Here is a 23,744-nt window from a genome sequence, read left to right as displayed (position 1 = left end):
GGGTAAACCCGCTCCTACACGTCAGCTCAACGCATCCAGCAGTGCCTGGTTCATTTCCGGCGTACCGATGGTGATCCGCAGGAACTGGGCAATACGCGGCTGCTTGAAGTGACGCACGATCACGCCCTGCTCGCGCAAGCGTGCCGCCAGCTCGCCGGCATCCTGCTGCGGGTGGCGGGCGAAGATGAAGTTGGCAGCCGACGGCAGCACCTCAAAGCCCTTGGCCTGCAGCTGACCGACCAACACCTCGCGGCTGTCTATCACCTTGCGGCAGGTGTCCTCGAAGTACTCACGGTCTTCGAACGCCACCGCCGCACCGACGATAGCTGCACGGTCAAGCGGATAGGAGTTGAAGCTGTTCTTGATCCGCTCCAAGGCCTCGATCAGGTCCGGGTGCCCCACCGCCAGGCCCACTCGCAGCCCCGCCAGCGAGCGCGACTTCGACAGCGTCTGGGTAACCAGCAGGTTATCGTAGCGGTCCACCAGGCTGATCGCCGTTTCACCACCGAAATCGATGTAGGCCTCATCCACTACCACCACCGAATCACGGTTAGCCTGCAGCAGCTGCTCCACCACCTGCAACGGCATCAGGCAACCGGTCGGCGCGTTGGGGTTGGGGAAGATGATGCCAGCGTTGGGCTTTTTGTAGTCCTCAATACGGATCTGGAACTGCTCATCCAGCGCCACCTGTTCGAAGGCAATGCCGTACAGGCCGCAGTACACCGGGTAGAAGCTGTAGCTGATGTCCGGGAACAGCAGGGGCGCATCGTGCTGGAACAGGCCGTGGAAGATGTGCGCCAGCACCTCGTCCGAGCCGTTGCCGACAAACACTTGCGCCGGGGTCACGCCGTAGTACTCGGCCACCGCTTGCTTGAGACGGTCACCGTTCGGGTCCGGGTACAGGCGCAGGTTATCGTTCAGCTCGCCGCGCATGGCCTCCAGCGCCTTGGGCGACGGGCCATAGGGGTTTTCGTTGGTGTTCAGCTTGACCAGGCGGGCCAGCTTGGGTTGCTCGCCCGGCACGTAAGGCACCAGGTCCTTGACGAAGGGGCTCCAGAATCGACTCATGCTCAGTTCCCCTTCTCTTGGGTCAGGATACGGTATTCAGCGCTGCGGGCGTGGGCGGTCAGCGACTCGCCACGGGCCAGAACCGAGGCAGTGTGGCCCAGTTCGGAAGCGCCCTGTTCGGAGCAGAAGATGATCGACGAACGCTTCTGGAAGTCATACACCCCCAGCGGCGACGAAAAACGCGCGGTACCTGAAGTGGGCAGCACGTGGTTAGGGCCAGCGCAGTAATCGCCCAGCGCTTCGCTGGTGTGGCGGCCCATGAAGATCGCGCCAGCGTGGCGAATGTGTGGCAGCCAGGCTTGCGGGTCGGCCACGGACAGCTCCAGGTGCTCCGGTGCAATGCGGTTGGCCACGTCCATGGCCTGCTGCATGTCACGCACCTGGATCAGCGCACCACGGCCATTGATCGACTTCTCGATTATATCGGCACGTTCCATGGTCGGCATCAGCTTGTCGATGCTGGCAGCCACACGATCAAGGAAGGCGGCATCCGGGCTGACCAGGATGGCCTGGGCGTCTTCGTCGTGCTCGGCCTGGGAGAACAGGTCCATGGCAATCCAGTCCGGGTCGGTCTGACCGTCGCACACCACGAGAATTTCCGAGGGGCCGGCGATCATGTCAATGCCTACCTGGCCGAACACGTGGCGTTTGGCGGTGGCAACGTAGATGTTGCCCGGGCCGACGATCTTGTCCACCTGCGGCACGCTTTCAGTACCGTAGGCCAGCGCAGCCACGGCCTGGGCACCACCGACGGTGAACACCCGGTCGACACCGGCGATGCAGGCAGCCGCCAGCACCAGCTCGTTGACCTCACCACGCGGGGTCGGTACCACCATCACCACTTCAGCCACGCCCGCGACCTTGGCCGGGATGGCGTTCATCAGCACCGACGACGGGTACGACGCCTTGCCGCCCGGCACATACAGGCCAGCACGGTCCAGCGGGGTGACCTTCTGGCCGAGCACGGTGCCGTCGGCCTCGGTGTACTGCCAGGAATCCTGCTTCTGCCGCTCGTGATAAATGCGCACACGGTTGGCGGCCTTTTCCAGGGCCTCGCGCTGGACCGGGGTAATACGGGTCAGCGCCAGTTCCAGGCGCGCGCGATTGAGGATCAGGTCGTCAATCGACTTGGCGTCAACACCATCGAAGCGCTGGGTGAATTCCACCAGCGCCGCATCACCGCGTTCACGCACGGCCTTGATGATGTCGAGCACGCGCTGATTGACCGCGTCATCGGACACACTTTCCCAGCTCAGCAGATGATCCAGATGTCGGGCGAAATCCGGATCAGCGGCGTTGAGACGGGCAATTGCAGTGGACACGGTCATGGCGAGGGCCTCGTAATATTAGCGAATGCTCAGGCGCCCTAGGGGATTGTGCGAAAAGTGCCTGCGCGACGATCATGCTACGTTAAAAACAGGCTTGGAATGCTCATTTGCAACCAGCAAAGTCGGGCGCGACCCCGGCCGTTCCTCGCCTGTTTTCGTTCTTGCATGATCGCCGCTCGGCGACTTTTCGCACAATCCCAAGCTACCAGTCCATCCGCGCGGGCACCCGAGAAAAATGGCTATGACGCGGATAGACGGGCGCGACAGCGAAGGTCGCGCGCAGGAGTCAACCGCGGTGTCGCGATTCGACCGCTTGACGCAGCGTGTCGATCAGGCTCTGGATACGGGCGTGCTGCATTTTCATGGAGGCTTTGTTGACCACCAGGCGCGAGCTGATCGTGGCGATCAGTTCCTGGGGTTCCAGGCCGTTGGCACGCAGGGTGTTGCCGGTGTCGACCACGTCGATGATCTTGTCGGCAAGGTTGATCAGCGGCGCCAGCTCCATCGAGCCATACAGCTTGATGATGTCGACCTGGCGACCTTGTTCGGCATAGTAACGCTTGGCTACGTTGACGAACTTGGTGGCCACACGCAGGCGGCCCTTGGGCTCGGCTGCGCCGACTACGCCCGCGGTCATCAGCTTGCATTGAGCAATCTGCAGGTCCAGAGGCTCATACAGGCCCTGGCCGCCGTACTCCATCAGCACGTCCTTGCCGGCCACACCCAGGTCGGCAGCACCATGCTCGACATAGGTCGGCACGTCGGTGGCACGCACGATCAGCAGGCGCACATCGTCCTGCGTGGTGGGGATGATCAGTTTGCGGCTCTTGTCCGGGTTTTCGGTCGGCACGATGCCGGCCTCGGCGAGCAACGGCAAGGTATCGTCGAGAATACGGCCTTTGGAAAGCGCGATGGTCAACATTGGAACGTCGGTCCTTAAGCGGCTGCTGCCGGCCAGGTCATCGACCTGGCCGCATTCAATTCAAAAGGTGCGTCCTTGCACCCGCGGGGTACTAGCCCGGTACGCGGCGGATTTTCGCGCCGAGCATCTGCAGTTTTTCCTCGATGCACTCGTAACCACGGTCGATGTGGTAGATGCGATCGATCAGGGTATCGCCTTCGGCAACCAGCGCCGACAGCACCAGGCTGGCGGAAGCACGCAGGTCGGTGGCCATGACCGGGGCACCCTTCAGCGCCTTGACGCCAGTGACGATGGCGGTGTTGCCTTCGACCTGGATCTGCGCGCCCATGCGGTGCATTTCGTAAACATGCATGAAGCGGTTTTCGAAGATGGTCTCGATTACCGCGCCAGTGCCTTCGGCAATGGCATTCAGCGAGATGAACTGCGCCTGCATGTCGGTCGGGAACGCCGGATACGGGGCAGTACGCAGGTTCACGGCTTTCGGCCGCTTGCCATGCATGTCCAGCTCGATCCAGTCCTCGCCGGTGTTGATGTCGGCACCCGCTTCCTTGAGTTTTTCAAGCACGGCTTCAAGGATGGTAGGGTCGGTGTCCTTGACCTTGACGCGGCCACCGGTCACGGCAGCGGCAACCAGGTAGGTACCGGTCTCGATGCGGTCCGGCATGACGCGGTAGTTGGCCGAATCCAGTCGTTCGACACCATCGATGGTGATGGTGTCGGTACCTGCGCCCTGAATGTTCCCGCCCATGGCGTTGATGAAGTTGGCCAGATCGACCACTTCAGGCTCACGCGCGGCGTTCTGCAACACGCTGCGGCCCTTGGCCAAGGCAGCGGCCATCATGATGTTCTCGGTACCGGTCACGCTGACGGTGTCGAAGAAGAAGTGCGCGCCACGCAGGCCACCTTCAGGCGCCTTGGCCTTGATGTAGCCGCCTTCCACTTCGATCTTCGCCCCCATGGCCTCAAGGCCACGGATGTGCAGATCGACCGGGCGCGAGCCAATGGCGCAACCGCCAGGCAGGGCCACTTCGGCTTCGCCGAAACGGGCAACCATCGGGCCCAGCACCAGGATCGAGGCGCGCATGGTCTTGACCAGCTCGTACGGCGCGACCAGGGTCTTGATGGTGCGTGGATCGATCTCCACCGACAGCTTTTCGTCGATCACAGGCTCGATGCCCATGCGCCCGAACAGCTCGATCATGGTGGTGATGTCGTGCAGGTGCGGCAGGTTGCCCACGGTGACCGGGCCATCGGCCAGCAGGGTCGCTGCCAGAATCGGCAGGGCTGCGTTTTTCGCGCCCGAAATGCGGATCTCGCCGTCAAGGCGAGCGCCGCCAGTAATAATCAGTTTGTCCATTGGAGTCTCGCCGCCAAGTTGGCTCAGGTGCGCTCAGCCCAGGCTGCGCTGCTGAAAAATTTCATGGTTACCGCATGGATGCTGCCATTGGCGATCCACGGATTCAGGTGAGCATAGATCGCCTGCTGGCGTTTGACCGGACTCAGGCCAGCCAACTCGTCGCTGATCACGTTCAACTGGAAGTTGCAGCCTTCGCCTTCAACTTCGACCCGGGAACCCGGCAATTTCTCTTCAAGGAAGCTTTTAACTTCTACGGCCTGCATGCTCAACCTCAATCGGCGCCCGATGCGCACGGGTCGGCCATCATACAAAAAAGCCCCTCGCCTGCGAAGCCCAACGAAGGCTTCGCTGACCGAGGGGCCATCATCCGTGCCGGGCCACTAGCTTGCCAGCACTTCATCGAGATCATAGACCTCGGCAATTTCCCGCATGTCGTCAGGCATGCCACGCACTTCGCACGCCTTGCCAGTGGCCTGAGCATCACGCATGTACGCAAGCAATAACGACAAGCCGACACTCGACGACTTCTCGACAGCCGAGCAATCAAGCACCAGTCGCGGCTCGCGCGAGCCATCGATCAGCACCTTGCCTTGCTTGCGCAAGGCCGGGCCGCTGCGGTAATCCAGCACGCCAGCCAGACGCAGCACGCCCGGCTCTGCCATGCTTACAGCGGCCTCGCTCATTTGACGGTCTTCTCTGGCGAGTTGTCGGCAGCCTGCTTGGCCTTGGCCACTTCGCCAGCCCAGCCGTCGATGGTCTTGTCCAGGTCATTGCCGTTGCGCTGCATGGCATCGGCGAACTGGTCACGGAACAGCTTGCCGATGTTGATGCCGTTGACGATCACGTTACGCACCTTCCACTCGCCGCCAATGTTCTCCAGGGTGTACTGCACGGGGTACACGGCACCGTTGTTGCCGGTAACCTTCATGCCGACACTGGCGCGTTTGCCGTCATCGGCTTTAGCCGGGTCGACAGTGATGCCCTGGTTGTTGTACTCGAGCAAGGCATTGCCATAGAACTGCATCAGGCTGCGCTTGAAGTTTTCCTGGAAGCGCTGCATCTGCTCCGGGGTCGCCTTGCGCGAGTACTTCACGGTCATGATGCTACGCGAGATACCGTCGGCATCCACCACCGGGCCGAGAATGCGGTTGAGCGAGTCATAGAAGGCGTTGGGGTTGGACTTGTACTGCTCCTTGTTGGCCTTGAGGTCGCCGAGCAGTTCATTGGTGGTGCTTTGAACCACTTCGTGCGGTGTCTGCACAGCCAGGGCCAGCAGGGGGAAGGCCGCCAGCAGCACCAGCAAGCCACGTCGCAGGATCGAAATCATGGGTACTCCTTAATTAGCCGGTTGCGCTTCTTTCGGTTCCTTGCCAACAGAGTTGAGCAGGAACTTGCCAATCAGATCTTCCAGCACCAGTGCCGACTGAGTGTCATGGATGGTTGAACCATCCTTGAGGACATCGTCTTCACCGCCCACGCTGATGCCGATGTACTTCTCACCAAGCAAACCGGCGGTCAGGATCGAGGCAGTGGAGTCGGTCGGCAGGTTATCGACCGACTTGTCCAGCTGCAACGTCACCCGACCGGTGTAGGAATCACGGTCCAGATCGATGGCGGTGACCTTGCCGATGGTCACACCGGCCATGGTCACTTTAGCTCTGACCGTCAAACCGGCGATATTGTCGAAGTACGCATAAACTTTATAGGTATCAGTGGTCGGGCTGGCCGACAGCCCGCTGACACGCAGGGCCAGCAGCAGCAGCGCCAGGATCCCGGCCAGGAGGAACAGGCCGACACCGATTTCCAGGGTGCGGTTTTGCATCAGAAATCTCCAAACATCAAGGCGGTCAGAATAAAGTCCAGACCCAGCACTGCCAACGAGGCATAGACCACGGTCTTGGTGGTTGCACGACTGATCCCTTCTGAGGTGGGCTCACAGTCGTACCCCTGGAATACGGCGATCCAGGTCGAGACGAAAGCAAACACCAGGCTCTTGACCAGCCCGTTGAGCACGTCGTCAGTGAAAGAAACACTGTTCTGCATGTTGGCCCAGAACGAGCCCTCGTAGACACCCAGCCAGTCCACCGCCACCCACGAGCCACCCCAGATACCGACCACGCTGAAGATCAGCGCCAACAGCGGCAGCGAGATGAAACCGGCCCACAGGCGTGGCGCAACGATGTACTTGAGCGGGTCGACACCGATCATTTCCAGGCTCGACAACTGCTCGGTGGACTTCATGTTGCCGATTTCGGCGGTCAACGCGGAACCGGCACGCCCGGCAAACAGCAACGCCGTTACCACCGGGCCAAGTTCACGCAGCAGGGTCAGGGCGACCATCTGCCCTACCGCCTGCTCCGAGCCGTACTTGGTCAGGATGCTGTAGCCCTGCAGCGCCAGCACCATGCCGATGAACACACCGGACACGACGACGATCGCCAGCGACAGCACACCCACCGAGTACAACTGCTTGGTCAGCAGCTGGAAGCCGCCGCCAATACCACCGCGACCGACCAGCGCATGGAACAGGAACAGGCACGAACGCCCGAGCACGGCCAGCACGTCGATTGCCGAGCGGCCCAGCAGGCGGACACGTTCGAGTAAGGATTTTCTGCGCATCAACGCGCCCCCAGCAGGTCGGCGCGGTAGTCAGGCGCGGGAAAGTGGAAGGGAACCGGGCCATCCGGGTCGCCTTTCATGAATTGGCGGATCCGTGGATTGTCCGAACCCATCAGCTCATCAGGCGTCCCCTGGCCCAGCACTTGGCCGTCACCTACCACGTAAATGTAGTCGGCGATGCTGGCGGTTTCTGCCAGGTCATGGGAAACCACGATGCTGGTGATGCCCAGGGCATCGTTGAGCAGGCGAATCAGGCGCACCAGCACCCCCATGGCGATCGGGTCCTGGCCGACGAACGGTTCGTCGTACATGAGGATCTGCGGGTCCAGGGCAATCGCCCGGGCCAGTGCCACACGGCGCTTCATGCCACCGGACAGCTCGTCGGGCATCAGGTCGATGGCACCGCGCAGGCCCACGGCCTGCAGCTTCATCAACACGATGTCACGGATCATTTCGTCCGACAGCTGAGTATGCACGCGCAGCGGGAACGCGACGTTCTCGAACACATCGAGGTCGGTGAACAACGCGCCGCTCTGGAACAGCACGCCCATCTGCTTGCGGGCGTCGAACAGGTCGCTGCGCGACAGCGTCGGCAGGTTCTGCCCGGCAACCCATACCTCACCGCTCGCGGGACGCAACTGTGCGCCCATCAGGCGGAGCAACGTCGTCTTGCCGCAACCCGATGGCCCCATGATGCCGGTGACCTTGCCGCGCGGGATGCTGATGTCCACGTTGCTGAAAATGCTGCGCGAACCACGTTTGAAGGTTACACCCTTCAACTCGACCGCGTAGGCGCTATCCACACTCATCTAGACTCCTTGCTAATGCAGCCTCGTCCTAATGGACGCCGGCCTCCATCTGGAAGGCACACGCACCCCTGACAGGCCGAATAGCGGCGAACTATAGCACCGCTGACAGCCCCGCCCCAAGGCCGGGCAAGCAGTCGTTCAGCCCAGGGACAGGCTTTGGTGGTATTCACTGCAACAATCGAGGAGGTGAGGGTTTTCATCATTGCGCGTATAATCGTCGCCCTTTCATCAGGCATTGCTTTTTCGACATGAGCCAATCCAGCGAGCTGATCCAATCCGCCCAACGCACTCTGCGCCTGGAACTCGAGGCCGTAGAGGCCCTTTTGGCGCGCATCGACGACAATTTCGTCAAAGCCTGCGAACTGATTCTGACCAGCAAGGGCCGGGTCGTCGTGGTCGGCATGGGCAAGTCCGGGCACATCGGCAACAAGATCGCCGCGACCCTGGCCAGCACCGGCACACCGGCGTTTTTCGTGCATCCGGCCGAAGCCAGCCATGGCGACATGGGCATGATCACCCGGGATGATGTCATCCTTGCGCTGTCGAACTCCGGCAGCACCGCCGAAATCGTCACCCTGCTGCCGTTCATCAAACGCCTTGGCATCAAGCTGATCAGCCTGACCGGCAACCCGGACTCGCCGCTGGCCCAGGCCGCCGAGGTCAACCTTGACGCACGTGTCGCACAAGAGGCCTGCCCGCTGAACCTGGCCCCCACCTCCTCCACCACGGCAGCGCTGGTACTGGGCGACGCCTTGGCCATCGCCTTGCTCGAAGCCCGCGGCTTCACCGCCGAGGACTTCGCCTTCTCGCACCCGGGAGGCGCGCTGGGCCGCCGCCTGCTGCTGAAGGTCGAGAACGTGATGCACGCCGGCGACGATCTACCTCAAGTATCACGCGGCACCCTGCTCAAGGACGCGCTGCTGGAAATGTCCCACAAAGGTTTGGGCATGACCGTGATCGTCGAAGCCGATGGCAAACTGGCCGGGATCTTCACCGACGGTGACCTGCGCCGCAGCCTGGACCGCAATATCGATGTGCACACCACCCTGATCGACCAGGTCATGACCGTTCATGGCAAGACTGCGCGTGCCGACATGCTCGCCGCCGAAGCCCTGAAGATAATGGAAGACCACAAGATCAACGCCCTGGTGGTGGTGGACCGTGAAGACCGCCCGACCGGCGCCCTGAACATGCATGACCTGCTGCGCGCCGGCGTAATGTAAAGGAGCGATGGAATGAACCAGGACCTCATGCAACGCGGCAAAGGCATCAAGCTGGCAGTCTTCGACGTGGACGGCGTGCTCACCGACGGGCGCCTGTACTTCCTCGAGGATGGCAGCGAATTCAAGACGTTCAATACCCTCGACGGCCAGGGCATCAAGATGCTCATGGCCTCGGGCGTGACCACCGCGATCATCAGCGGGCGCAAGACCCCCGTGGTCGAACGCCGGGCCAGGAACCTCGGTATCCCGCACCTCTACCAAGGTCGGGAGGACAAATTGGTGGTGCTTGACGGCCTGCTCGCCGAACTGGGCCTAAGCTATGATCAAGTGGCTTACCTGGGCGACGACCTGCCCGACCTGCCGGTGATTCGCCGGGTGGCCCTGGGCATGGCCGTAGCCAACGCCGCACCGTTCGTACGCCAGCACGCCCACGGCGTGACCCAGGCACGCGGCGGCGAAGGCGCGGCCCGTGAATTCTGCGAATTGATCATGCAGGCCCAGGGCACCCTGGACGCTGCCAACGCCAACTACCTGTAAGGCTGCCCATGCTCAGCAAGAAAGCCCGAAACATTGTGCTGCTGGGGGCGATAGCCGCCCTGTTGGTAGCCATTGGCTACTGGAATGTCAGCCCGGAAAGCTTCCTCGACAAGCCCGTGGCCCAAGTCGACGAAAGCGCCATCGATTACTACGCGATCAACGCCCACAGCGTGCAGTTCCTGCCCGACGGCAAGCTGCAATACGAAATGACCGCCGACAGAATCGAACACCTCAAGACCAGCGAAGTCACCCAGGTGACCACACCGGACCTGCACCTGTACCGCGGCACCGAGTACCCGTGGCATGTGCAGAGCACGCGCGCCGAGGTCAATCCTGACGGTACCGAGGTCGAACTGATCGACAAGGTACGGATTGCCCGCACCGATGAAAGGCAGCGTGAAACCATCATTACCAGCTCACGCATGACCGTGTTCCCGCAGAAGCAATATGCGCAGACCGAGCAAGCCGTTAGAATCGACGGCGCCGGAGGCACCACTACGGGCAAAGGCATGAAAGCGTATTTGAAAGAAGGCAAGATGGACTTGCTCTCTAACGTAAGAGGACAGTATGAGGCTCGTTAAAACCCTCCCCCTTTTGCTCAGCCTGAGCGCAGCACTGGGAAGCGCGAGCGCCCTCGCCCTGCCGAACGACCGTGACCAGCCTATCCGCATCCAGGCCGACAACGCTCACCTGGATGACAAACAAGGCGTGGCCACTTACACCGGCGACGTGATCATCACTCAGGGTTCGATGATGATCAAAGGCAACACCGTGACCATTACCCGCTCCGCCTCTGGCGATATCGACGTAGTGACCTCGGTGGGCAACCTGGCCTACTTCGAGCAGCAGCAGAGCGCAGCCAAGCCGGACAAGATGAAAGGCTGGGGCGTAACCATCCAGTACCAGTCGCAGAAGGACTTGGTCATTCTCACCGACCGCGCCAAGGTCGAGAGCGAAGGCAATACCACCGAAGGCGAAAAGATCGTCTACAACACTCAGACCCAGGTGGCGACCGCCGGCCGTGGTGGCAATGTGACAACACCCCGTCAGCGCATCGACATGGTGATCCAGCCCAAGAAGAAGGCCGAGTAAATGGCAACCCTCAAAGCCCAGCACCTGGCAAAGAGCTACAAGGGGCGGCAGGTAGTACGTGATGTCAGCCTGTCTATCGACAGCGGCCAGATCGTCGGCCTGCTCGGCCCCAACGGCGCCGGCAAGACCACCTGCTTCTACATGATTGTCGGGCTGGTCCAGGCCGAACAGGGCCGCGTACTGATCGACAACCTCGATGTCAGCCACCAGCCCATGCACGGCCGCGCTCGCGCCGGTATCGGCTACCTGCCGCAGGAAGCCTCGATCTTCCGCAAGCTGTCGGTCGCCGACAACATCATGGCCATCCTCGAGACCCGCAAGGACCTCGACCGGGACGGCCGCCGCAAAGAGCTGGAAAGCCTGCTGCAGGAGTTCCACATCAGCCACATCCGGGACAACCTCGGCATGAGCCTGTCCGGTGGTGAACGCCGCCGCGTCGAAATTGCGCGCGCCCTGGCGACCGCACCCAAGTTCATCCTGCTGGACGAACCGTTCGCCGGTGTCGACCCGATTTCGGTCGGCGACATCAAGCAGATCATCCATCACCTCAAGGCCAAAGGTATCGGCGTACTGATTACCGACCACAACGTGCGTGAAACCCTGGATATCTGCGAAACCGCTTATATCGTCAACGATGGCCGATTGATCGCCGAAGGCGACGCTGAAACCATCCTGGCAAACGACTTGGTCAAAGAAGTTTACCTGGGCCACGAGTTCCGCCTCTGACCCGGCACGCGCCTGAAGTACTGGCAAACAGCCCTGAGACTGCGGGTAAAGTTGTTACGGTACTCTAGGCAAACGCTACAATTTAAGGCATAAAACTTGCTTGATCTGGCGCTTCGGCGCCCTCGTGTAGTGGATGGCGCATGCGCGCCGGCGAACAAGGTATTAAGCCCCTGCCATGAAACCATCGCTCGTCCTAAAAATGGGCCAGCAACTGACGATGACACCTCAGTTGCAACAGGCCATCCGCCTGCTCCAGCTCTCTACCCTGGACCTCCAACAGGAAATCCAGGAAGCGCTGGAGTCGAACCCGATGCTCGAACGTCAGGAAGACGGCGAGGACTTCGACAACAGCGACCCGATGGCCGACAACGCCGAGAACAAGCCGGCCGCCGAAGTTCAGGACAACAGCTTCCAGGAAAGCACCGTCAGCGCCGACAACCTGGAAGACGGTGAGTGGAGCGAGCGCATCCCCAACGAGCTCCCGGTCGATACGGCCTGGGAAGACATCTACCAGACCAGCGCCAGCAGCCTGCCGAGCAACGATGATGACGAATGGGACTTCACCACGCGCACATCGGCCGGCGAAAGCCTGCAAAGCCACCTGCTGTGGCAGTTGAACCTGGCGCCGATGTCCGACACCGACCGCTTGATTGCCGTGACCCTGATCGACAGCATCAACGGCCAGGGCTACCTGGAAGACACACTCGAAGAAATCTGCGCAGGGTTCGACCCGGAGCTGGATATCGAGCTGGACGAGGTCGAAGCAGTACTGCACCGCATCCAGCAGTTCGAGCCGGCTGGCGTCGGCGCCCGCAATCTGGGCGAATGCCTGTTGCTGCAACTGCGCCAACTGCCCGCTACAACCCCGTGGATGACCGAAGCCAAGCGCCTGGTCACCGATTTCATCGACCTGCTCGGCAGCCGTGACTACAGCCAGCTGATGCGGCGGATGAAAATCAAGGAAGACGAGCTGCGCCAGGTCATCGAACTGGTGCAAAGCCTTAACCCGCGCCCTGGTTCGCAGATCGAGTCCAGCGAGCCCGAGTACGTGGTGCCCGACGTCATCGTGCGCAAGGACAGCGACCGTTGGCTGGTAGAACTGAACCAGGAAGCCATCCCACGCCTGCGCGTCAACCCACAATACGCCGGCTTCGTGCGCCGTGCCGACACCAGTGCCGACAACACCTTCATGCGCAACCAGCTGCAGGAAGCGCGTTGGTTCATCAAGAGCCTGCAAAGCCGTAACGAAACCCTGATGAAAGTTGCCACGCAGATCGTCGAGCACCAGCGCGGCTTCCTCGACCACGGCGACGAAGCGATGAAGCCGTTGGTACTGCATGACATTGCCGAAGCCGTAGGCATGCACGAATCGACCATCTCGCGGGTTACCACGCAGAAATACATGCACACCCCGCGTGGCATCTACGAACTGAAATACTTTTTCTCCAGCCATGTCAGCACCTCCGAAGGCGGAGAATGCTCGTCCACGGCGATCCGCGCGATCATCAAGAAACTGGTTGCGGCGGAAAATCAGAAAAAGCCATTGAGTGACAGCAAGATCGCTGGTTTACTGGAGGCACAAGGCATCCAGGTAGCCCGTCGCACCGTCGCCAAGTACCGCGAGTCCCTCGGCATCGCACCGTCGAGCGAACGCAAGCGACTGATGTAGCCCCTGAGATGTGCCACAGCGTTTTCGTGGCAGGTGCAAGACCTGCCTCTTTATGCACGGGCAACAAAGGAGAAGCTGTATGCAAGTCAATATCAGTGGACAGCATGTAGAAGTCACCCAGCCACTGCGCGATTACGTGCTTGAAAAGCTCGCCCGCGTGGAGAGTCACTTCGACAAGATCACCAACGTGCAGGTAATCATGAAAGTCGAGAAGCTTCAGCAGAAGGTCGAGGCGACCCTGCAGATTCCCGGCGGCGAAGTGGTAGCCAACGCCGAACACGAAGACATGTATGCAGCGATCGACGCCTTGGCCGACAAGCTCGACCGCCAACTGAAAAAACACAAGGAAAAACAGCAAAGCCTGCTGCAAGGTGCAGCTGCCCGCTGATCCCCCTCATCCATGATCCGACTTGAAACCATCCTGACCCCCGGCCGTTCCCTCGTGAACGTGCCGGGCGGCAGCAAGAAGCGCGCCCTGGAAAAGGTCGCCACTGTCATCGCCGACCAAGTGCCAGAACTGGAGATGCAGGACGTCTTCGAAAAACTGGTAGCCCGGGAAAAGCTCGGTTCTACCGGTTTTGGCAATGGCATCGCCATCCCGCACTGCCGGCTTGAAGGATGCTCTGCGCCAGTCAGCGCCCTGCTGCACCTGGAAGCGCCTATCGATTACGACGCCATCGATGGCGCGCCGGTGGACCTGCTGTTTGTGCTGCTGGTGCCCGAAGCGGCCACCGATGCCCACCTTGAACTTCTGCGTCAGATCGCCAGCATGCTCGATCGCAAGGAGGTCCGTGATCGACTGCGTGCGGCCACCAGCAACGAGGCCCTGTTCCAGGTTGTCCTGGACGTACAGAACGAGCACTGAACATGCGCCTGATCATCGTCAGCGGCCGGTCCGGCTCCGGCAAGAGCACCGCCCTCGATGTCCTGGAAGACAGCGGTTTCTATTGCATCGACAATCTGCCAGCCGGGCTATTGCCGCAGTTGGCGGAAGATGCACTGATCAACACCGAATTGCTGCAGCCCAAGGTGGCGGTTTCGATCGACGCGCGCAACCTGCCCAGCCACCTGATGCGTTTTCCCGAGCTGCTTGAAGAAGCCCGCGCACGGCACATCCAGTGCGACGTGTTGTACCTGGATGCCGATGAAGAGGTCCTGCTCAAGCGTTTCTCGGAAACCCGCAGGCGGCACCCCCTGACCAACGCCAACCGCTCGCTCGCGGAAGCGATCCGCGTGGAAAGCGATTTGTTGGGCCCCATTGCCGACCTGGCCGACCTGAAGATCGACACCACCAACCTGAACCTGTACCAGTTGCGTGACTCGATCAAGCTGCGCCTGCTCAACCAACCCGAGCCTGGCACAGCGTTTCTGGTCGAGTCGTTCGGGTTCAAACGGGGCATGCCGGTCGACGCCGACCTGGTTTTTGACGTGCGCTGCCTGCCCAACCCCTACTGGAAACCAGAACTGCGTGAGCACTCAGGTCTCGATCAACCCGTGATCGACTACCTGGCCGCACAACCGGATGTCGAAGAGATGTACAACGACATCTCCAGCTACCTGCTCAAATGGTTGCCCCGCTTCGCTGCCAGCAACCGCGCCTACGTAACCATTGCCATCGGCTGCACTGGCGGCCATCACCGTTCGGTGTACATCACCGAGCGCCTTGGTCAACAGCTGCAGCAAACCCTGAAAAACGTCCAGGTCCGTCATCGCGACCTCTAGCCCAAGGATCCACCCCAGATGCCCGCCCGCGAAATCACCATCATCAACAAGCTGGGTCTGCATGCCCGGGCGGCAGCCAAGTTCGTCGGTGTGGCCGGCCGCTTCCCCTGCCAGGTACGGGTGGGTCGCGCCCCGGACAAGCTGGTGGATGGCAAGAGCATCATGGCGGTGATGATGCTGGCCGCAGGCAAAGGCACCCAGGTGCACCTGCATACCGAGGGTGAGCAGGACAACGACGCCATGGATGCACTGGTCGAACTGATCAACAATTTCTTTGACGAAGGCGAATAGGCCTCGCAAACCTGCGCTTGCACAAGATCAGGACATCGCGGTATCCATCACCATCATCAGACAGAAGCCTGTACACAGCCCAAGACTGGCCAGACGATGATGGCCGTTGCTTCGCGATTCGGGGATGATTTCCTGGGTGACCACCAGCAACATAGCCCCCGCTGCACAGGCCAGCCCCAGCGGCAGCAGCAGTTCGGCAACATTCACCAGCCAGGCACAGATCAACGCCGCCACCGGCTCGACCAAGCCTGAGGCTGCGCCGATCAGGAAGGCCTTGAAGCGCGGCATGCCCGCCCCTGCCAGCACCAGCGCGATCACCAGCCCCTCAGGCACATCCTGCAAGGCAATGCCCATGGCCAGGCTGTCGGCGTCGGCCATACCTCCCCCGGCCGACACACCAATGGCCATACCTTCGGGGATGTTGTGGGCAATGATGGCAATCACGAACAGCCAGATGCGCGCTGCAATCACCGGCTGGTTTGCTGTGCCCACCAACGCTTCAGGCGAAGCCCAGGATACCTTGAGGTCGACCAGGAACAGGCACAGCGCCCCGAACATCAGGCCAAAACTGACCAGGCCACCTGCCCCCCAAGGGCTGAAGCCAATAGACTGAGCCGCCGCCAGGCCCGGCATGATCAGGGAAAACGCGGTGGCCGCCAGCATCACGCCAGCACCGAAGCCCAACAGCGTATCCGCCAGCGCCACGGGCATATTGCGAATGACCAGTACCGGTACTGCGCCCAATGCCGTACCCAGCGCGCATAAAGCACCGCCCTCCAGGGCGCGCAGCATGCGCGGATCGAGGTCTAGCCAGGCGAGGCCCCGTGCCACCAGTAACGCGGCGCCCGCCAGCAAAAGCAAAGTCCCAAGCGCCAGGCGGAACAGGCGCACACTGCTGACAGACATCACCTCAGAGCGCATACCGGTCCGACTCACTTCAGGGCTTCAAGGTAACGACGTTCAACTTCCACCCAGTCAATGACGTTGTAGAAGGCACCGATGTATTCCGGACGACGGTTCTGGTACTTGAGGTAGTAAGCGTGCTCCCACACGTCCAGGCCCAGGATCGGGGCATTGCCGTGCATCAGCGGGCTGTCCTGGTTGCCGCTACTCTCCACCACCAACGTTTTTTGCGGCGTGACGCTGAGCCAGGCCCAACCGCTGCCGAAGCGGGTCAACGCGGCTTTGGTGAAAGCCTCCTTGAAAGCCTCGAAGCCGCCAAGTTGTGCTGTGACGGCTTGCGCCAGCTGGCCCACAGGCTCGCCACCGCCCTGAGGTGACATGACAGTCCAAAACAGGCTGTGGTTGGCGTGACCGCCACCGTGGTTGGTCACAGCGCCACGCAGGTTCTCCGGCAGTTGCTTGACGGCAGCGACCAGTTTTTCCACCGGCCATTCGGCCCACTCGGTACCTTCGAGGGCGGCATTGAGGCCGTTCACGTAGGTCTGGTGATGCTTGGTGTGGTGGATTTCCATTGTCTGGGCATCAATGTGTGGTTCCAGCGCATCGTAGGCGTATGGCAATGCAGGCAAGGTATGGGGCATGTCAGTGAATTCCGTAGGCATGGGTTCTGGGTGCCACATCCGGCTGGGCAGCGAGCTCGCTGGCACCAGCGCTGTGGCGGTTGAGCAAGCGCTCGGTACGCGGGTACTGGCCATACTCGGCAATGAAACTCAGCAGCTCGGTGTAAGTGCGCGCACTGTGGCGCAAGGCGGCATCACGCAGTGCCTGAGGCAGGCGCGCTTCCTGGCAGGCCTGCAGCAGTCGCTGATGAGCAGCGCACAGATAGTCGGCACTTTCATGCGGCTGGTTAAGGCGCAGGTGCAGGTCAGCCAGGTTGTGGTGGGCGATGACGAATGCAGCCACCGCTTCATCCACGTCATGCCAGCGCTCGAACAGCACCTGGGCCAACGCCAAGGCTTGCAGGTAGTGTTCCCGGGCGTCCACCAGTTCGCCTTGTTCGAATAGGCGGTTGGCGGTTTCCGTGGTGCGTTTCCAGTGCTGCATGGTTGTCTCCTGGGCGGTGACGCAGTGTCAGATACCGCCGGCGGTGAGTTTTTCCGGGTCCAGCAGCGCTTCAAGCTGGTCGCGGGACAGGTCGGTGTGCTCCAGCGCCACATCGATGATTGGACGACCCTGCTTGTAGGCGGTCTTGGCGATTTCGGCGGCCTTGAGGTAGCCGATGATCGGATTCAACGCCGTGACCAGAATCGGGTTGCGCGCGAGCGCTTCCTTGAGTTTGTCTTCGTTGACCTTGAAGCTGGCGATGGCTTTGTCGGCCAGCAAGCGGCTGACATTGGCCATCAGCTCGATGCTTTCCAGCAGGTTGCGGGCGATCACCGGCAGCATCACGTTCAGCTCGAAGTTACCGGCTTGGCCTGCGACGGCGATGGTCGCGTCGTTGCCAATCACTTGGGCGGCGACCATGGCAGTGGCCTCCGGGATCACCGGGTTGACCTTGCCTGGCATGATCGAAGAGCCCGGCTGCAGAGCTTGCAGCTCGATTTCGCCCAGACCGGCCAGCGGGCCGGAGTTCATCCAGCGCAGATCGTTGGCGATTTTCATCAACGCCACCGCGGTGGTCTTGAGCTGGCCAGACAAAGCCACGGCAGTGTCCTGCGAGCCGATCAGTGCGAACAGGTTCTGGCCGGGCGTGAACTCGATCTTGGTCAGGCCACTGAGCTGGCGAGCGAAACCGACAGCGAACTGCGGATGGGCATTGATGCCGGTACCCACGGCGGTTCCGCCCTGGGCCAGCGCCTGCAAGCGCGGCAGCACACCTTCGATGTGCGCCTTGGCAGCATTGATCTGCGCTGCCCAGCCATCCAGCACCTGACTCATGCGCACGGGCATCGCGTCCATCAGGTGAGTACGACCGGTCTTCACGAATTGATGTACTTGTGCCGACTTGACCTCGATCACCTGTACCAGGTGCGCCAGGGCTGGCAACAACTGCTCGTGCAGGGCCAGCGCGGCGCTGACGTGGATGGTGGTCGGAATGATGTCATTGCTGCTCTGGCCACAGTTGACGTGGTCATTGGCGTTGACCGCCTCACCCAGTACATGGGTAGCCAAGGTGGCGATCACCTCATTGGCGTTCATGTTCGAACTGGTGCCAGAGCCTGTCTGGAACACATCCACCGGGAAGTGCTGGATGAAGTCCTCGGCCAGCAATTGCTCGACAGCCTTGACGATAGCCTGGCCCTGCCCGGCAGACAGTTGCTCCAGTTCGACGTTGGCCTTGGCCGCAGCGGCCTTGGCCAGCAACAAGGCACGAATGAACTGGGCCGGCATACGCTGGCCGCTGATCGGGAAGTTGTCGACCGCGCGCTGGGTCTGGGCGCCGTAGAGGGCCTGGGCCGGCACCTGCAGCTCACCCATGCTGTCACGCTCGATACGGGTATCACTCATCATCAAATCCTTGCATCAGTTCATCGGGAGAAATCGAAGGCAGCAGACGGCAATTGGCCAGCTGCAGGGCGTAGGGTTGCCAGCGTTGGTTCTGTTCCTGGCGGTCGAGGTTGCGCAGGTCCAACAGAGGACGCCAGGCCTGGTCCAGGCACAGACAACGCCAATGCCAGGGGAGCATGCGATCGCAGGCGGTATCCAGCAGCAGGCGAAACGCTGTCAGCGCCACCGTCCATGGCGAGGTTTCGGTGCAGCACACCAGATAGCGGCCTTCGGCCAGGTAATGCTCGATCAGGCGCGGCTCGTCGGGGTCGAGCGCACAGCGAATGCGCCGGCTGAGCCAGCGCCAGTTTTCCAGGTAGGGCAGTTCGCGGAGGACGGATTTCATGAACATCATCGCCGAGTTACTGGATAATGATATTCATTATTAAGTGATAAACAGAATCACTTCAAGAAAAAAGGTGATGAAATAAAAACCCGGCGCGAGGGCCGGGTCTTCGGATTTGCAGAGAAAGGTGTAGTGCTGTGTAGGCCTCTTCGCGGGTAAACCCGCTCCTACAGCGGCCTGTGTCCCCGCCCCGATGTGCGTCTACCACCGTGTAGGAGCGGATTGATCCGCGAAAGGGCCGGCGCAGGCTAAAGATCAGCTACCAGCAACGGTCATCCGCTCGATCAGCACCGAGCCCGTATGAATGTTGCTACGGGTTTCAAGATCGCTACCGATCGCGACAATCTGCTGGAACATGTCCTTCATGTTTCCGGCGATGGTAACTTCCTGTACGGCATGCTGAATCTCGCCATTCTCGACCCAGAACCCCGCCGCACCACGGGAATAGTCCCCCGTCACCATGTTCAAGCCATGCCCCATCAGTTCGGTCACCAGCAGCCCGCGCCCCATGCGGCGAATCAGCGCGGCCTGATCTTCGACACCGTGGCTGACGAACAGGTTGTGCACACCACCAGAATTGGCCGTACTCGGCAAACCCAGCTTGCGCCCCGAATAGGTACCCAGCAAGTACGACACCAGCTCGCCTTTGTCGACAAACGGTTTGGCATAGGTGGCCAGGCCATCACCGTCGAAGGCGGCGCTGCCCAACGCGCGCGGAATATGCGGGCGTTCGTCGAGGGTCAGCCAGGAAGGGAACAGGCGCTGGCCAATGGTACCCTCCAGGAACGACGACTTACGGTACAGGTTGCCGCCGGAAATGGCCGACAGGAAGCTGCCGAACAGGCCACCGGCCAATTCGGCCGAGAACAGCACCGGTACCTCGCAAGTCGGCACCGGTCGGGCGCCAAGGCGGCTAGCGGCACGCTGGGCAGCGCGCACGCCGATGCTGCTCGGGTCGGCCAGCAGGTTGCCCTGGCGGTTCACGTCGTACCAGTAGTCACGCTGCATCTGCCCGTCGCCTTCGGCAATCATCACGCAGCTCAGGCTGTGCCGGGTCGAGGCGTAACCACCGATGAATCCATGGCTGTTGCCATACACGCGGCAGCCTTGGTGGGTATTGAGGGTGGTGCCATCGGCGTTGAGGATGCGCGGGTCGGCGTCGAACGCCGCTGCCTCGCAGGCCAGGGCCATTTCGATGGCCTTCTCGGGCTCGATACCCCAGTCGTGGTACAGGTCCAGATCCGGGATTTCACGCGCCATCAGCGCTGCGTCGGCCAAGCCCGAGCATTCATCCTCGGAGGTATGCCTGGCAATTGCCAACGCTGCAGTGACGGTCTCGCGAATCGCCTCCGGACCACTGGCCGAGGTGCTGGCCGAACCTTTGCGCTGGCCAACATAAAGGGTGATACCAAAGCCTTGGTCGCGGTTGAACTCGACCGTTTCGACCTCACGCTGGCGCACGGTGGTGGACAGCCCTTGCTCCAGCGACACCGCCACTTCGCAGGCACTGGCCCCCTGCCGACGCGCCTCGGCGATGATCGCCTCGACCTGTTCCTGCAATGCTGGCAGGTCTTTCGGACCTACGCTCTGGACTGCACTCATGGTTCTCTCCACTCAAATTCTGCGTACGGCTTGGGGTCATTCTACGACCGGGCCGGACAAGCGGCCCCCGACTGGTTATCATGGCGGCGATTTCTAGCGGACTGCCACCATGGTTGATTCAAACGACGACGCCTTCGACGGCGAAAAAAGCAAAACCCAGATCAAGCGCGAACTGCATGCGCTGGTCGAACTCGGCGAGCGGCTTACCACCCTCAAGGCCGATACCTTGGCGCGCCTGCCTTTGACCGACGAGCTGCGCAAGGCACTGGCCGAGGCCAGCAAGCACACCGCTCATGGCGCCCGTAAACGCCACATGTCGTTCGTCGGCAAGCTCATGCGCGTGCAAGACCTCGATGCCATCCACGCCTTGCTCGAACAGATGGACAGCTCGACTCGCCAGTACAACGAACGTTTCCACAGCCTGGAGCGCTGGCGTGACCGGTTGATCGACGGTAACGACGAAGACCTCGAGCGCTTCGTCAACGAGTATCCCGACACCGACCGCCAGCAGCTGCGCTCGCTGGTGCGCCATGCCCAGCACGAGAAGGCGCGGAACAAGCCGCCTGCCGCCGCGCGCAAGGTGTTCAAGTACATCCGCGACCTCGACGAGTTGCAGCGCGGGTTGCGCTGACGGACTGGGGCCTTGTGGGAGCGGGCGTGCCCGCTCCTACAATGGCTCCCGAAGCCATCAAGCCCCGGTACCGCCCACGGTAATCGCATCCAGTTTCAAGGTAGGCTGCCCCACCCCAACCGGCACCGACTGCCCGTCCTTGCCGCACGTCCCTACTCCGCTGTCCAGTGCCAGGTCGTTACCGACCATCGAAACCCGGCTCATCGCCTCGGGACCATTGCCGATCAGGGTTGCGCCCTTCACTGGCGCGGTAATCTTGCCGTCTTCGATCAGGTAGGCCTCACTGGTGGAGAACACGAACTTGCCGCTGGTGATATCCACCTGCCCACCACCGAGGTTGGCGCAGTAGATACCCTTCTTCACCGACGCAATAATCTCCTGTGGGTCGCTTTCGCCGGCACGCATGTAGGTGTTGGTCATGCGTGGCATCGGCAGGTGCGCGTAGGATTCACGGCGGCCGTTGCCGGTCACAGCCATGCCCATCAGGCGCGCGTTCAGCTTGTCCTGCATGTACCCCTTGAGCACGCCATTCTCGATCAGCGTGGTGCATTCGGTCGGGGTGCCTTCGTCATCCACGCTCAGAGAACCACGGCGGCCTTCAAGGGTGCCATCGTCGACGATGGTGCACAGGCTCGACGCCACTTTCTCGCCAATGCGGCCACTGAACGCCGAACTGCCCTTGCGGTTGAAGTCGCCTTCCAGGCCATGGCCGACGGCCTCGTGCAACAGCACGCCCGACCAGCCCGAGCCCAGCACTACCGGCAAGGTACCGGCCGGTGCCGGGATCGCTTCCAGATTCACCAGGGCCTGGCGCAGGGCCTCGCGGGCATAGCCCATCACCCGCTCCTCGGTGAAGTAGCGGTAATCGGTACGCCCGCCACCGCCCTGCCCACCGCGTTCACGACGGCCGTTCTGCTCGACGATGACGCTGACATTGAAGCGCACCAGCGGGCGTACGTCGGCAGCCAGGCTGCCATCGGCCGCGGCAATCAGAATGCGTTCCCAGACCCCGGCCATGCTCACGCTGACTTGCTGAATGCGCGGGTCCAGGGCACGGGTGGCGGCATCGACACGCTTAAGCAGCTCGACCTTTTCGGCACGGCTGAGCACGTCCAGCGGGTTGTCCGCGGTATACAGGGCGGCCACCTCCTGGCTGCGGAAGGCTTGCACCGTGCCGTTTTGCCCGGCACGGGAAATCGAACGGGCGGCACGGGCTGCCGAGGTCAGCGCTTCAAGGTTGATCGCGTTGCTGTAGGCGAAGCCGGTTTTTTCGCCGGACTGGGCACGCACGCCCACGCCCTGGTCGAGGTTGAAGCTGCCCTCTTTGACGATACCGTCCTCCAGCGCCCAGGTTTCCGAGATCTGGCCCTGGAAATACAGGTCGGCGGCGTCGATGCCGGGGCCAGCCAACTCACCCAGCACGCTCTGCAGGCTGTCCAGGGTCAAGCCGCCTGGGGCCAGGAGCTGCTCACTGACGGTGGATAACATCTGGCTCATAGTCACTCCGAGGTATGCGCAGGTCGCAACGCGCCCTGCGAAAAAAAGCGCCGGTGCGATACCACCGGCATGCGCGCCCGAATGGACGCTTGTTCTTCAATGTCGCGCTCGGCAAGCAGTACCGCTTCACCTTGCGCCTGTTCTGCGAGAATGCGCCCCCAAGGGTCGACGATCGCCGCATGGCCATGGGTTTCCCGTGGGCCAGGATGGGCGCCGCCCTGTGCCGCAGCCAGCAGGTAACACTGGGTTTCGATGGCCCGGGCACGCACCAGCACCTCCCAATGTGCTGCGCCGGTCACTGCGGTAAAAGCTGCTGGCGCGGTGATCAGCTCCGCGCCGGCAGCGCGCAGCGCGCTGTACAGTTCGGGAAAGCGCAGGTCGTAACACACGCTCAGCCCCAGCCGCCCGACCGGCGTATCAGCCACCACCACCTGAGCACCCTGCGCGTAGTCATCCGACTCGCGGTAACGGCCCCGGTTGTCGGCCACGTCCACATCAAACAAGTGCAGCTTGTCATACCTTGCCGCCACCTCGCCGTGTTCATCGACCAGCAGCGAGCACGCATGGGCCTTGGCATCGGGCTGGCCGAACGGTGGCAAGGGCAAAGTACCGGCAACAATCCATAACTTGAGGTCGCGGGCGGTGCGTTTCAACCACGGCAGAATGGGCCCTTCCCCCAAGGCTTCGGCACGGCCGATGGCAGCAGCGTCCTTGCGCCCCATGGCGGCAAAGTTTTCCGGCAGCACCGCCAACCGTGCGCCGCCCAATGCGGCCTGCTCCAACAGGGCACCGGCACGCTGCAGGTTGGTCTGCACGTCGTCCTGGCTGACCATCTGGATTACCGCTGCCTTCATG

At 61.7% G+C, this 23,744-nt stretch carries 29 protein-coding genes; 11 read left to right on the top strand and 18 right to left on the bottom strand.

The annotated features are described in order from the left end of the window. Positions 1 to 21 precede the first annotated feature (21 nt). The 10 genes from hisC to BJQ17_RS20835 form a co-directional block, all read right to left on the bottom strand. Complete coding sequence (gene hisC / locus BJQ17_RS20880; protein ID WP_004574500.1) at positions 22 to 1,068, bottom strand: histidinol-phosphate transaminase; 1,047 nt, start codon at positions 1,066 to 1,068, stop codon at positions 22 to 24. A 2-nt stretch (positions 1,069 to 1,070) separates the two neighbouring features. Beyond that, positions 1,071 to 2,396 carry a histidinol dehydrogenase gene (gene hisD / locus BJQ17_RS20875; RefSeq protein ID WP_003255117.1) on the bottom strand — a complete coding sequence of 442 codons (1,326 nt, stop codon included), beginning with the start codon at positions 2,394 to 2,396 and terminating at the stop codon, positions 1,071 to 1,073. Between the two features lie 286 nt (positions 2,397 to 2,682). After that, positions 2,683 to 3,318 carry an ATP phosphoribosyltransferase gene (hisG, locus tag BJQ17_RS20870; protein WP_003255118.1) on the bottom strand — a complete coding sequence of 212 codons (636 nt, stop codon included), beginning with the start codon at positions 3,316 to 3,318 and terminating at the stop codon, positions 2,683 to 2,685. A 91-nt stretch (positions 3,319 to 3,409) separates the two neighbouring features. Further along, positions 3,410 to 4,675 carry a UDP-N-acetylglucosamine 1-carboxyvinyltransferase gene (murA, locus tag BJQ17_RS20865; protein ID WP_003255119.1) on the bottom strand — a complete coding sequence of 422 codons (1,266 nt, stop codon included), beginning with the start codon at positions 4,673 to 4,675 and terminating at the stop codon, positions 3,410 to 3,412. 23 nt (positions 4,676 to 4,698) lie between these two features. Next, positions 4,699 to 4,938: a BolA family protein gene (locus BJQ17_RS20860; RefSeq protein ID WP_003255121.1), complete on the bottom strand. Its 240-nt coding sequence runs from the start codon at positions 4,936 to 4,938 to the stop codon at positions 4,699 to 4,701. A 117-nt stretch (positions 4,939 to 5,055) separates the two neighbouring features. Further along, complete coding sequence (locus tag BJQ17_RS20855) at positions 5,056 to 5,358, bottom strand: lipid asymmetry maintenance protein MlaB (RefSeq protein WP_003255122.1); 303 nt, start codon at positions 5,356 to 5,358, stop codon at positions 5,056 to 5,058. Continuing rightward, positions 5,355 to 6,002 (bottom strand): phospholipid-binding protein MlaC, encoded by a 648-nt coding sequence (locus BJQ17_RS20850; RefSeq protein ID WP_003255123.1) that lies wholly within the window; start codon positions 6,000 to 6,002, stop codon positions 5,355 to 5,357. The genes BJQ17_RS20855 and BJQ17_RS20850 overlap by 4 nt, the downstream gene beginning before the upstream one ends. A gap of 9 nt (positions 6,003 to 6,011) precedes the next feature. Then, positions 6,012 to 6,497, bottom strand: coding sequence for an outer membrane lipid asymmetry maintenance protein MlaD (gene mlaD, locus BJQ17_RS20845; protein ID WP_003255124.1), 486 nt, complete (start codon positions 6,495 to 6,497; stop codon positions 6,012 to 6,014). Continuing rightward, positions 6,497 to 7,294, bottom strand: coding sequence for a lipid asymmetry maintenance ABC transporter permease subunit MlaE (gene mlaE, locus BJQ17_RS20840; RefSeq protein WP_003255125.1), 798 nt, complete (start codon positions 7,292 to 7,294; stop codon positions 6,497 to 6,499). Before mlaE ends, mlaD begins: the two co-directional genes overlap by 1 nt. Continuing rightward, the gene (locus BJQ17_RS20835) at positions 7,294 to 8,103 is read right to left on the bottom strand and encodes an ATP-binding cassette domain-containing protein (protein ID WP_003255127.1); all 810 of its coding nucleotides are present in this window, start codon (positions 8,101 to 8,103) and stop codon (positions 7,294 to 7,296) included. The genes mlaE and BJQ17_RS20835 overlap by 1 nt, the downstream gene beginning before the upstream one ends. A gap of 248 nt (positions 8,104 to 8,351) precedes the next feature. Here BJQ17_RS20835 and BJQ17_RS20830 point away from each other — a divergent pair, with 248 nt between their 5' ends. The 10 genes from BJQ17_RS20830 (at position 8,352) to BJQ17_RS20785 (ending at position 15,363) form a co-directional block, all read left to right on the top strand. Further along, on the top strand, positions 8,352 to 9,326 hold the full coding sequence (locus tag BJQ17_RS20830; protein ID WP_003255128.1) for an SIS domain-containing protein: 975 nt from the start codon (positions 8,352 to 8,354) through the stop codon (positions 9,324 to 9,326). A 12-nt stretch (positions 9,327 to 9,338) separates the two neighbouring features. After that, the gene (locus BJQ17_RS20825; RefSeq protein WP_020192841.1) at positions 9,339 to 9,863 is read left to right on the top strand and encodes an HAD family hydrolase; all 525 of its coding nucleotides are present in this window, start codon (positions 9,339 to 9,341) and stop codon (positions 9,861 to 9,863) included. Between the two features lie 8 nt (positions 9,864 to 9,871). Further along, entirely contained in the window at positions 9,872 to 10,444 is a 573-nt protein-coding gene (gene lptC, locus BJQ17_RS20820) for an LPS export ABC transporter periplasmic protein LptC (protein ID WP_003255130.1), read from the top strand. After that, positions 10,431 to 10,955, top strand: coding sequence for a lipopolysaccharide transport periplasmic protein LptA (gene lptA, locus BJQ17_RS20815; protein ID WP_003255131.1), 525 nt, complete (start codon positions 10,431 to 10,433; stop codon positions 10,953 to 10,955). Before lptC ends, lptA begins: the two co-directional genes overlap by 14 nt. After that, entirely contained in the window at positions 10,956 to 11,681 is a 726-nt protein-coding gene (gene lptB, locus BJQ17_RS20810; protein WP_003255132.1) for an LPS export ABC transporter ATP-binding protein, read from the top strand. It abuts the gene before it with no gap. Positions 11,682 to 11,856: 175 nt separating this feature from the next. Next, positions 11,857 to 13,350, top strand: a complete 1,494-nt coding sequence (locus BJQ17_RS20805) for an RNA polymerase factor sigma-54 (RefSeq protein ID WP_003255133.1) — start codon at positions 11,857 to 11,859, stop codon at positions 13,348 to 13,350. A gap of 79 nt (positions 13,351 to 13,429) precedes the next feature. Beyond that, positions 13,430 to 13,738: a ribosome hibernation-promoting factor, HPF/YfiA family gene (hpf, locus tag BJQ17_RS20800; RefSeq protein WP_003255135.1), complete on the top strand. Its 309-nt coding sequence runs from the start codon at positions 13,430 to 13,432 to the stop codon at positions 13,736 to 13,738. 12 nt (positions 13,739 to 13,750) lie between these two features. Next, on the top strand, positions 13,751 to 14,215 hold the full coding sequence (gene ptsN / locus BJQ17_RS20795; RefSeq protein ID WP_003255137.1) for a PTS IIA-like nitrogen regulatory protein PtsN: 465 nt from the start codon (positions 13,751 to 13,753) through the stop codon (positions 14,213 to 14,215). Between the two features lie 2 nt (positions 14,216 to 14,217). Next, positions 14,218 to 15,072 carry an RNase adapter RapZ gene (gene rapZ / locus BJQ17_RS20790; protein WP_070096578.1) on the top strand — a complete coding sequence of 285 codons (855 nt, stop codon included), beginning with the start codon at positions 14,218 to 14,220 and terminating at the stop codon, positions 15,070 to 15,072. Positions 15,073 to 15,090: 18 nt separating this feature from the next. Next, the gene (locus BJQ17_RS20785; RefSeq protein WP_003255140.1) at positions 15,091 to 15,363 is read left to right on the top strand and encodes an HPr family phosphocarrier protein; all 273 of its coding nucleotides are present in this window, start codon (positions 15,091 to 15,093) and stop codon (positions 15,361 to 15,363) included. A gap of 27 nt (positions 15,364 to 15,390) precedes the next feature. Here the strand turns inward: BJQ17_RS20785 and BJQ17_RS20780 are convergent, their stop codons facing one another. The 6 genes from BJQ17_RS20780 to pmbA all read right to left on the bottom strand — a co-directional run bounded on the left by BJQ17_RS20780 (position 15,391) and on the right by pmbA (position 20,761). Further along, complete coding sequence (locus tag BJQ17_RS20780; protein ID WP_003255142.1) at positions 15,391 to 16,284, bottom strand: ZIP family metal transporter; 894 nt, start codon at positions 16,282 to 16,284, stop codon at positions 15,391 to 15,393. Between the two features lie 11 nt (positions 16,285 to 16,295). Then, the gene (locus BJQ17_RS20775) at positions 16,296 to 16,907 is read right to left on the bottom strand and encodes a superoxide dismutase (RefSeq protein WP_003255144.1); all 612 of its coding nucleotides are present in this window, start codon (positions 16,905 to 16,907) and stop codon (positions 16,296 to 16,298) included. Between the two features lies 1 nt (position 16,908). Then, a complete protein-coding gene (locus BJQ17_RS20770; RefSeq protein ID WP_019750558.1) occupies positions 16,909 to 17,370 on the bottom strand; it encodes a hypothetical protein in 462 nt (153 codons plus the stop codon). 27 nt (positions 17,371 to 17,397) lie between these two features. Then, complete coding sequence (locus BJQ17_RS20765; protein WP_047604996.1) at positions 17,398 to 18,774, bottom strand: lyase family protein; 1,377 nt, start codon at positions 18,772 to 18,774, stop codon at positions 17,398 to 17,400. Continuing rightward, a complete protein-coding gene (locus tag BJQ17_RS20760; protein ID WP_012051310.1) occupies positions 18,767 to 19,168 on the bottom strand; it encodes a hypothetical protein in 402 nt (133 codons plus the stop codon). The genes BJQ17_RS20765 and BJQ17_RS20760 overlap by 8 nt, the downstream gene beginning before the upstream one ends. Before the next feature lie 246 nt (positions 19,169 to 19,414). Then, positions 19,415 to 20,761 carry a metalloprotease PmbA gene (gene pmbA, locus BJQ17_RS20755; protein ID WP_003255150.1) on the bottom strand — a complete coding sequence of 449 codons (1,347 nt, stop codon included), beginning with the start codon at positions 20,759 to 20,761 and terminating at the stop codon, positions 19,415 to 19,417. 109 nt (positions 20,762 to 20,870) lie between these two features. Between pmbA and yjgA the strand changes: the two genes are divergently transcribed. Next, positions 20,871 to 21,392, top strand: coding sequence for a ribosome biogenesis factor YjgA (yjgA, locus tag BJQ17_RS20750; RefSeq protein WP_003255152.1), 522 nt, complete (start codon positions 20,871 to 20,873; stop codon positions 21,390 to 21,392). Between the two features lie 57 nt (positions 21,393 to 21,449). On the opposite strand, the gene tldD is transcribed toward yjgA, so the two are convergent. Next, positions 21,450 to 22,889, bottom strand: coding sequence for a metalloprotease TldD (gene tldD / locus BJQ17_RS20745; protein ID WP_003255154.1), 1,440 nt, complete (start codon positions 22,887 to 22,889; stop codon positions 21,450 to 21,452). A gap of 2 nt (positions 22,890 to 22,891) precedes the next feature. Further along, positions 22,892 to 23,743: a carbon-nitrogen hydrolase family protein gene (locus BJQ17_RS20740; protein WP_012051308.1), complete on the bottom strand. Its 852-nt coding sequence runs from the start codon at positions 23,741 to 23,743 to the stop codon at positions 22,892 to 22,894. Position 23,744: the final 1 nt, after the last annotated feature.

The sequence above is a fragment of the Pseudomonas sp. NBRC 111139 genome (assembly GCF_001753955.1).
Classification (GTDB): Bacteria; Pseudomonadota; Gammaproteobacteria; order Pseudomonadales; family Pseudomonadaceae; genus Aquipseudomonas; species Aquipseudomonas alloputida.
The sequence above is the reverse complement of the archived record's forward strand: the minus strand, read 5'-3'. Positions and strand labels throughout refer to the sequence as shown.